This window comes from Natroniella acetigena, from assembly GCF_023227745.1.
GTDB classification, from domain to species: Bacteria; Bacillota; Halanaerobiia; order Halobacteroidales; family Halobacteroidaceae; genus Natroniella; species Natroniella acetigena.
In genome coordinates, this window is sequence record NZ_JALKBX010000014.1 from 42,173 (window position 1) to 51,755 (window position 9,583).

Consider the following 9,583-nt stretch of genomic DNA (forward strand, 5'->3'; position numbering starts at 1 on the left):
TATTTTACCTACGTGTCTTAACAGACACTTCGTAATAAATTAGCAACAGAGTAGCTTGGTGCTTGGTTTTCACTTTAATTCCCTTTGCAGTGCTTTTTATATGAGTAGTTTTTGAGTTTTAAAACCATGAATCCTTATATACTCAGTTGTGGATTTATCACGTCAGGTTTTGTCTGTAAGAAGATTTACTTTAACTGTTGTCAGTATATCATATTTTAAAAATAATATCGAATTGTTTTCAAAATAGCACTTACATCTTGAGGGCAAGCCCATCAGGTTTTACGTGCAAAATTTACAACCTGTTATAATGTTTATTCTATACTTAAATTAAATTTCCTTCTTAAATACTAATTAATAGTTAGAAAAAAATTAAAAAATTTTTTGAAGTTTTGATTTAGTTTAATGTATAATTCTTCTTTTAGTGGTTAACTTATCTTAATAATAGGGTTTGGAGGTAAATTAATGAATAAAAGAGAACAAGGAGCAAGGGGAGAAAAGATTGCTAAAAAGTTCTTAAGAAAAAAAGGTTATCAAATTTTGGAAGAGAATTTTTGGACTCGTTATGGAGAGATAGATTTGATAGGTCAAGATGGAGATTATTTAGTATTTATTGAAGTTAAATTATCGACCAGTCGCTCATTTGCTTCACCATTAGAGAAGGTTGATTATAAAAAGAGACAACATTTAATTCGAGTTGCACGTTATTATTTGAGTTTGCAACAGCAAGAAATTGATTTTCGATTTGATGTAGTTGCTATTCTTTCTTATCAGCAACAAAACAAGATTAAATTAATCAAGAATGCATTTTTGTGTTAAGGGGGAGAGAAATGTTAGCTAAAGCAAATAGTAATTCTGTGCTAGGAATAGATGGTTATGTAGTTCAGGTTGAGGTTGATTTGGCTAAAGGTTTACCCGCTTTTAATATTGTAGGTCTGCCTGATACGGCAGTTAGGGAATCAAAAGAGAGGGTTAAAGCAGCTATTAAGAATACTGGATTTAAATTTCCGATTAAAAGAATTACAGTTAATTTAGCTCCTGCTGATATTAAGAAGGAAGGACCAGTCTTTGATCTGCCGATTGCGATTGGAATTTTAGCAGCTAGTGGTTTGATTAAGGGTGATAGATTAGAAGATTATGCTTTAATTGGTGAGTTATCTTTAGATGGGCAAGTGCGAGGAATCAATGGGATCTTACCAATGGCTTTAGCAGCTAAAAAAGAAGGAAAGAAAGGGTTTGTTTTACCGCAAGAAAATGCTCAAGAAGCTGCTGTGATTGATGGATTGGAGATTATTCCAGTTGCTGATTTAGAAGAGACCGTTGATTACTTGAATGGGGAGCTACAATTAGATCAAGTAAGTAGTGATTTTTCTATAGCTGAAGATGAGGATTATAAGGTTGATTTTAAAGATGTTAAGGGTCAGGAGCATGCTAAACGTGCTTTAGAAATAGCAGCTACAGGAGGGCATAATGTGATTATGATTGGCCCACCTGGTTCGGGAAAGACTATGTTAGCAAAAAGAATATCTACTATTTTGCCACCTTTAAGTAAAAAGGAGGCAATTGAGGTAACTAAAATCTTTAGTATTATAGGTAAGCTGTCAACTGAAAGATCACTAATTACTAAGAGACCATTCAGAAGCCCTCATCATACAACTTCAGATGTAGGTTTAATTGGTGGAGGAAGAATACCTCAGCCAGGGGAGGTCAGCTTGGCCCATCATGGGGTATTATTTTTAGATGAATTACCGGAGTTTAAGAAAAATGTTTTGGAAGTATTACGTCAACCGTTAGAGAAAGGTGAAGTTAGTATTTCTAGAGCATTAACGACATTAAATTATCCGGCCCAATTCATGTTAATAGCGGCTATGAACCCTTGTCCGTATGAAATCAAACTGCAAAGATTGGTCTGTTAAACTTTCCATTGTATCAATAGGAAATAACTCTATTCTTATTTTACCTTTATTAAATACAATCTTATCTATTATGGTCTGTAAGAAACTTCTTTTTTCCTCAAGCTTCATTTGGTCAAATTTATTTTCAAACTTTCTTAGTTGTTTTATCATTAAGTCTTTGTTAAAAAGATTATTTTTATACTCCGCTAAATCTTCCTGAATAGTTTTCAACTTTTCTTGTGTTTTTGTTTTCTTCTCGTTAAGTTTATCAACTTTAGTTTCGATCAACTTCAGTAATTTATCAGAAATATCCAGTTTGATTTTGTCAACCAGGTTATCTTCTTTCTGACTAATTTTATTTAATTTCTCTTGTAACTTTTTTTCTCTTCTCTCTAGCAGTTTTATTGATTCTATGAATTCTGATTCAGAATCTTTGGTTAGTTGATTTAATAATTCTTGATTACTAGAAAGCTCAAATAGTTTATCTAAGATAGCTTTTTCTAGCTCTTCACTTCGGACAGTTTGTCCTTCACAGACTTCAGTTCCTTGTTTCATTTTGGTACTACAGCGATAATAATAAATTCTTGAATTTGTTTTAGAGTTAGAAATACCATAGGTGTAACTTAATGACTTATTACATTTGCCACACTTTATAAGCCAAGCCAAAAGTCCTTTGGTCTCTCTTTTTTTAATACGTCCTCCAGCTCTTTTCTGGCGTTTGGTTTGAGTTTTGATATATAGGTCGGAGTTTACTATTCCATCGTGTTGAGCGACCGATATGAGCCATTCAGACTTATTTCTGATTTTACTGCTAGTACCAACTACTTTTCTATGGTTGTATCTAATAAAACCTCGCTTACCATCAGCAGCTTTTTTATTGTAAATTGTATGACCTTGTTCTTCAAAGTAGGCTATTGATTCATCATCAGCTATACAGTAAATTGGATTCTTAAGAATCCTTCCTATTTGATTTGGATTCCATTCTTTTCCCTTAGAAGTTAATATCCCTAGCTTATTTGCTTTAAAAACACAATTTCTGATTGAACCCCCTGGAGCAGTGTACCACTTATAAAACTGGATTACATGCTTTGCTTCTTGGTTAGGTCTTAAATTAGCTTGCTTATCATCTTCAGTTTGGGTAAAGCCAAAGGGGATTGGCCCGCCATTCCAAACTCCATTTTTAGCATTATGAATCATATTATCTTTAACCCTTGAAGCAGTCATTTCAGATTCAAACTGAGCAAAGTCTACTAAAACATTTCTCATCAATCTTCCAACTGGAATAGAAGTATTGAAATTCTGTGTTATTGAGATAAAGTCGATAGAATTTTTGTCTAAAATATCAATGAAAGTGTGAAAATCACTAACTGATCGAGCTAAGCGATCTAACTTATAGACCAGCAAATAGTCAATATTTAGTTTATTATTAATTATATCCTTGAACATTTCCTGGAACTTTGGTCGGTTAGTAGATCTGCCTGAGTAATCTAGGTCAACATATTCAGCTACTAGCTCAATATTGTGTAAGTCACAATATTGTTTAATCTTTTCTAATTGGGTTGATTGAGTAATCATATCATCTCTAGCTTTAGAAACTCTGATATAAGCCACTCCTGTTTGCATATTAATCACCTCTTTTTAATGGAATTATAGGTTATTTATTAGAAAGATTAAATGTTGTTTTATGACATAAAAGTAATTTAATATAAATTAAGATATTTTTTATAGCAAATAAAAAGGGATATTTACTAATAGTCAAGAATTATTTTAATAACTGATCATTAGAATTTTCAAATAAAAAAGCTGAGAAATTAGACAACGTAAAAAGTTATTATATGAATTTTAGTATACTAATTATTTTATAGGAGGAGTAAAATTGGATAAATTAAAGTGGAAGTTATTATTAATAATTAGTACTTATGGGATTGCTATTACATTATTAGCTTTAAGATTTGGAATTGAAAACAGAGCAATTTTATTTGCAGGAATTGGAGTGATTTCTTCTTTCTTAGTAGCTTATTATATAGCAAAAGATATTTCTGATTCAATGATAGAACTAATAACTGTAATGAAAGAAATAGCTAATGGAAGTTTGACGGCAAAAGCTGATCTTGATAGAAATGATGAATTTGGTGTATTAGCACAGATAATTAATGATTATATTGATGGGGAGAAAGAAGCAGTAGAAACTACCTTAGATTATGTCAATAAGTTAGCAGACAATAGTGAGAAGTTAGCAGCAACGACGGAAAAAAATAATACAACTATAGAAACTAACAATGAGTTTATTGAAAATATGTCAGCAGGTATTGAAGAAATTTCAGCTAGTGCTCAAGAAGTAGCAAGTTTTTCTCAAGAGGCTGATTCACAAGCTGATATAGGTAGTCAAAACATTGAAGATACAATAAATAGTATTAAAGAAATTAATGGAGTTGTTGACGAAGCAGTAGAGGTAATTGAGGATTTAGATAATAATTCAAAAGAAATAGAGCAGATTGTTGAAATGATTACAAATATAGCAGAACAGACAAATCTTTTGGCTTTAAATGCAGCTATAGAAGCTGCAAGAGCCGGAGAACATGGACAAGGGTTTGCAGTAGTAGCAGAAGAAATAAGACAGTTGGCAAGCGAAACTGCTAATGCAACAGATAAAATTGCTAATTTGGTTACTAAAACTCAAGAACAATCTAAAAAAGGAATTGAGAAGGTTAAAAAAGTAGAGAAGAAAGCTAAGGAAGGTCAAGAAGTTGCAGAAAAGACAGGAAGTGTATTTGAAGGGATTAAAGATTCAGTACAAGAGACATCACTTCAAATAGAACAGACTGCTAATGCTACTAATGATTTAGCACAAAATAGTGATCAGCTCATAGGTAATTCTAGTAATATTGTTGATGCTTCTAATATAACATCTGAATCTGCTCAAGAGTTAGACCAGATTACTCAAGAACTTGTTGATTTATTAGGAGCATATTCAGCTTAATAAATAAAAAAGTGTAAAAAAGAGCTTAGCCTAAAAGTTTTGATTTTTTAATAGGAGCAGAGTTTTTATTCATATTATTATGAGTTCAATAGGTTTAAATCTATTTGAGAGTTATGAAGATTAAATAAGTAAAATAAAAAAGTTAAATAGATAAAGGCATCTTGCAGCAAGATGCCTTTATCTATTTAACTAACTAAATCAAGATAATTAAAGAAATAACTCTAATTCAATTTCTCCCTCATTATAAATAATCCTATTGATTACTGTCTGTAAAAAACTTCTTTTTTCCTCAAATTCCATCTGCTCAAAATTATCATTAAAGTCTTTAAATCTATCTAAAATCAATCGTTTGTTATATTCTTCAGCCTCATAACTAAAAAGTTTAGTCTTAATTTCTTCTAGATTTTCAGTTAATTCTTTTTTCTTTTTCTCTAACTCTTCGATCTGCTCTTCAATTTTAGTTATTAATTTATCAGAATTAACTTTAGTTAAGGAATTGATCAATCTATCTTCTTCTTTTATTATTTCAGTTAATTGATTATTAATTAACTCTTTTTCCTCCTCTAATAAGTCTATTGAGTTTTTAAAACTAGCCTCTAATCTTTCTTCAGCATTATCAAAAAAGGTATCGCTTTTATGAATAAGAGATAATTTATCGAGTACTACTTTCTCTATCTTTTCTGCTCTAACTGATTGACCTTCACAGACTGCTTTACCCATCTTTCTTTTACTATTACATTTATAATACCTATACTTTTTCTTGGTTCCATCAGCAAGAGTAGAAGTAGAATAACTATAAGTCATGGCTCGTCCACATTTACCACATTTGAGTAACCAAGCTAAAAGACTTTTTCCTGTTCCAGCTCGAATTGGTTTGTTGGTTCGTGATTGACGCTTCTTTTGAGTTTTGATAAAAAGTTCAGCTGGTACTATTCCTTGGTGTTGAGCAACTGAGATTAACCACTTATCTTTATCTCTAATTGTTTCATTTTTTCCTTTTGGGTTTCTGCGGTTATAACAGATAAAACCTCGTTTATTATCAGCAGTATCTTTATTAAAAACCTCAAAGCCCTGATCTTCAAAATAAGAGATTGACTGTTCATCAGCTATACAGTAGATAGGATTTTTAAGTAATCTACTCATCTGGCTTCCCTGCCAGTAGTTGTTATTAGAAGTAGTGATTCCTAACTTATTAGCCTTGACAACACACTTCCTAATTGAGCCACCTGGAGCAATGTACCACTTATAAAATTGAAGAACATGTTTTGCTTCTTGATTAGGTTTTAAATTAGCCGCTTCAGTATCTTCAGTTTGTGTAAAACCAAAGGGGATTGGCCCGCCATTCCAGACTCCATTTTGGGCATTTTGAATCATATTATCTTTAACTCTTTCACCGATCATCTCTGACTCAAACTGAGCAAAGTCTATTAGAATATTTCTCACCAGACGCCCCATTGGGCTGGAAGTATCAAAGTGTTGAGTGATAGAGACAAAGTTAATATCTTTTTCTTCTAGAATTTCCATATAATTATGAAAGTCATTAACTGATCTAGCAAAGCGATCAAGTTTATAGACTAGAAGATAGTCAATATCGATCTTATTTTCTTCAATATCTTCAAATAACTTCTGAAAATCAGGCCGATTAGTTGATCTGCCAGAGTAATCTAAGTCCATATATTGACTTACAAGTTCAATATCATGTAGCTCGCAATAGTGTTTGATCTTTCTTAGTTGTGTATCTTGAGTAATCATACTATCTCGATGTTTAGAAACTCGAATATAACAGACCCCTTTTTTCAATTGGCTGCCTCCTCTCAATGGAATTAATGATTACAACTGTAAATATAGTATATAAATGCTATAAATTTACATAAGAAAGAAAAAATAAAAAGCTATTCTTCAATAGTATAAGTAAGATTTAAATTTTCTATTTGCTGAATAACTAATTCTCTAGGAACTTTAAAATGATTTTTAATTTTTTGAGTAGAACCATTATATTTTTGAGCGATTTTCTTAACTTCAGTCTCAGGTAATAGTAGTTCCCTGGCACAAGCTTTAGCAGATAGGTCAGAGGAGGGGGCAGAATAGCCCTCAAATATAAGTCCGTGGTTATCAAGTAAGATATGTGCGATATTTATAGTGATTTCAAATCTAAGTTTTTCATCAGATAAGTTATTATTAGCAAAAATTAGTCTTTGATTCTTATCAGCGTAGAATACAGTTCCCTTTCCCTCGAAGTTACAATAAATTAGCTTAATATCTAAAATATTAACTATTTTTTTAATATTAATAGGAAAGTTGAGATTATGAGTTTCTAAAAATTGTTTTGCTATTTGTTGAGCTTCTTTTTGATTTGTCATTTATCTCGACTCCTCTCTTATTAACATTTGAGTTTATTGTAGAAGAGAAATTACTTACCCACCTCCTCATCATCAGTTATTAATTTAATAATTTCAATTGCTTTTACCAAGTCTTTGTCAGTTAATCCTTCAGATGCTCTTAATAATACTTTTCGCTGTTTATCGCTAACTAAATTAATTAAAAGATCCAATTCCTCATCATCTAATGAATTTAAGACTTGATTAGGGATAACCTTTTCAAGTTTAGCCATTGGATTTTTTTCATCAGTAAGCTCCAGTAAGTAATCTACCGATACGTTAAAGTAATCAGCTATTCGTTTTAAAATTTGATAGTCTGGCTCTCGGTTGCCACTTTCATAAAGAGAGATAGTTGATTCTCCAATATTTAGTTCTTTTGCTAATTTGGCTTGAGTAAGTTCTGCCTCTTTTCTTAGCTTTTTTAATCTCCTACCAATGGACATATAATCACCTCACTTTCATCATACTTATTATTTATTATACTTTACAAATAGAAAAGTTTCAAATTATTAGATTAACTTTTCAAAATGAAATCTTTTGTTAATAAATCCTCCTCTAAACTTGACATATTGAAAATGAACCTTTATAATATAATCAAATAGTTTGCAATATGAAAGGAGGGAGGTTTATGGATGAAGATGTTAAATCCCGTTTAGTTCAATTTAGAGAAGAAGCAGACCTAACACAGAAGGATTTAGCAGACAAATTAGAAATATCAGAAAGCTACTATTGTTTGCTAGAAAATGGGAAAAGGAGAATGACTTTAGATAATGCTTTGCAGATTGCAAATGAGCTGGATAAGACCTTGAATGATATTTTTTTAGGTAGCGACTTTTCATAATGCAATCTTTTGAGGGGTTTATCTTTTATTTTATACTATTTAAAGGAAAGTTATAACCTTGACTTTTTAAAAGGAGGGTAGTAAAAAGTGAAGCGGGAGATTAAGATTACTAAAGTCAAGTTTTTAAATAATCAAGAAAAGATAAAGGAAGCAGCAGAGATATATGCAACAGCAGTTAAGAAGAACTTAGAAAGGTTAAATAAAAAAGAAACACCCGCGGCAACGGGTGCTTCCAAGTAAAGACATCTTATTATTTATAATACCATAATTATTTTTAGTTAGCAATTTAAATTGTATGGGGAGGTATATTAAGTTGAATATCAGTAATTTAGGAGAACCTTCTATCATCTGTAAAGCAATTGTTGAAGAAAAGAAGTCTTTAGTTTATAAACCAGCTTTGAATGAAATAACTAGTTCTGTTCTGTCTTCAATTTTATTACAACAGATTATGTACTGGGCAGAAAAAAGTGATAATAAATTCTTCAAGTTCATGTCTCCCTGTAAACATGAAAAATATAAAAAGGGTGATAGTTGGCAGGAGGAACTTGGATTTAGTAAATATGAGCTGAGAACTGCTTTTAAAAATATAGCCTTTAAGTTAGGTAAGAGTAAAAATAAGATAAAGAAAAAAGATGCTTTTGTGATTTACTATACAGATAGTAAAAGATTAACCTGGTATTCTATTAATTGGAATGTATTAAATAAAGCTATAAACTCTATTTATTCAGAAAATCTGGATTCTAGAAATACTAAGGAAAATGTGAATTCTAAAGATACTAAAGAAAATCTGTCTACCGAAAATACTATCCTTACAGAGATTACTACAGAGATTACTACAGAGAATACTTACAAAGAAGAAGGAAAAGGGTTGGCCCAATTTTATGAAAAAGCTTTGGGAAGAACGATCAATTCTTATCAGTTAGATCTACTAGTAAGTTACTTGAACGATGGATTAAGTTTAGAAGTAGTAGTTTTAGCAATAAAAAAAGCAAGTGTTAATAATATTTATAGATTTTCTTATATAAAAGAGTTGCTCGATGATTGGTTGGCCCAGGGATTAATGACGATTAAGCAGGTTAAAGGTTATCTTAATCAGCGTAAAGGTAAAGCAAAAAAGAAGAAGAATGAAAATGATTTACCACAAAACATTCAAAACGCCTTAAGCCTAGTTGAAGAATGTGAGTTAGCAGAGGAGCTAGGTGGTGAGGTAGATGACTAAGACTGAGACTGCTAAGATACTATCTATTTTATCACTTGCTTATCAGAAGTTTGAAGTTGATCGGAAAGGGGTTAAGCTAAACTTTTGGTATCAGATGTTGAAGGACTTTGATTATAAGGAGGTACAAGTAGCAGTCCAGAAGTTAGTTGCTGAACAGCCCTTTATACCGACCATAGCAGATATTAGGGAGGCAGTATTAGAAGTAACAACCGAAGATAGGTTAACCCCTGCGGGTGCCTGGGGAAAAGTAATAAAAGCAATTGACTACTATGG

The 9,583-nt window shown here is 31.5% G+C and carries 9 protein-coding genes and 2 pseudogenes; 7 read left to right on the top strand and 4 right to left on the bottom strand.

Annotated features, from left to right (window positions below; translation table 11 throughout):
• The first annotated feature begins 462 nt into the window (after positions 1 to 462).
• Positions 463 to 816, top strand: a complete 354-nt coding sequence (locus MWH25_RS05090; RefSeq protein WP_248626533.1) for a YraN family protein — start codon at positions 463 to 465, stop codon at positions 814 to 816.
• Between the two features lie 11 nt (positions 817 to 827).
• Positions 828 to 1,880 (top strand): annotated as a pseudogene (locus MWH25_RS05095) (YifB family Mg chelatase-like AAA ATPase); the annotation flags it as partial.
• Here MWH25_RS05095 and MWH25_RS05100 read toward each other — a convergent pair.
• On the bottom strand, positions 1,854 to 3,515 hold the full coding sequence (locus tag MWH25_RS05100) for a recombinase family protein (protein WP_248626535.1): 1,662 nt from the start codon (positions 3,513 to 3,515) through the stop codon (positions 1,854 to 1,856). The pseudogene MWH25_RS05095 and the gene MWH25_RS05100 overlap by 27 nt on opposite strands.
• A 253-nt stretch (positions 3,516 to 3,768) precedes the next feature.
• On the opposite strand from MWH25_RS05100, the gene MWH25_RS05105 reads away from it, so the two are divergent.
• A complete protein-coding gene (locus tag MWH25_RS05105) occupies positions 3,769 to 4,872 on the top strand; it encodes a methyl-accepting chemotaxis protein (protein WP_248626536.1) in 1,104 nt (367 codons plus the stop codon).
• Between the two features lie 207 nt (positions 4,873 to 5,079).
• On the opposite strand, the gene MWH25_RS05110 is transcribed toward MWH25_RS05105, so the two are convergent.
• The 3 genes from MWH25_RS05110 to MWH25_RS05120 form a co-directional block, all read right to left on the bottom strand.
• Positions 5,080 to 6,672: a recombinase family protein gene (locus tag MWH25_RS05110; protein ID WP_248626537.1), complete on the bottom strand. Its 1,593-nt coding sequence runs from the start codon at positions 6,670 to 6,672 to the stop codon at positions 5,080 to 5,082.
• Positions 6,673 to 6,764: 92 nt separating this feature from the next.
• Positions 6,765 to 7,232, bottom strand: coding sequence for an ImmA/IrrE family metallo-endopeptidase (locus MWH25_RS05115; protein WP_248626538.1), 468 nt, complete (start codon positions 7,230 to 7,232; stop codon positions 6,765 to 6,767).
• Positions 7,233 to 7,282: 50 nt separating this feature from the next.
• Positions 7,283 to 7,693, bottom strand: coding sequence for a helix-turn-helix domain-containing protein (locus MWH25_RS05120; protein WP_248626539.1), 411 nt, complete (start codon positions 7,691 to 7,693; stop codon positions 7,283 to 7,285).
• A gap of 185 nt (positions 7,694 to 7,878) precedes the next feature.
• On the opposite strand from MWH25_RS05120, the gene MWH25_RS05125 reads away from it, so the two are divergent.
• The 4 genes and pseudogenes from MWH25_RS05125 to MWH25_RS05140 all read left to right on the top strand — a co-directional run.
• Entirely contained in the window at positions 7,879 to 8,091 is a 213-nt protein-coding gene (locus MWH25_RS05125) for a helix-turn-helix transcriptional regulator (RefSeq protein WP_248626540.1), read from the top strand.
• A gap of 87 nt (positions 8,092 to 8,178) precedes the next feature.
• Complete coding sequence (locus MWH25_RS05130; protein WP_248626541.1) at positions 8,179 to 8,331, top strand: hypothetical protein; 153 nt, start codon at positions 8,179 to 8,181, stop codon at positions 8,329 to 8,331.
• Between the two features lie 73 nt (positions 8,332 to 8,404).
• A complete protein-coding gene (locus tag MWH25_RS05135) occupies positions 8,405 to 9,310 on the top strand; it encodes a DnaD domain-containing protein (RefSeq protein WP_248626542.1) in 906 nt (301 codons plus the stop codon).
• Positions 9,303 to 9,583: pseudogene (locus MWH25_RS05140) on the top strand (replicative helicase loader/inhibitor); the annotation flags it as partial. The gene MWH25_RS05135 and the pseudogene MWH25_RS05140, both read left to right, overlap by 8 nt.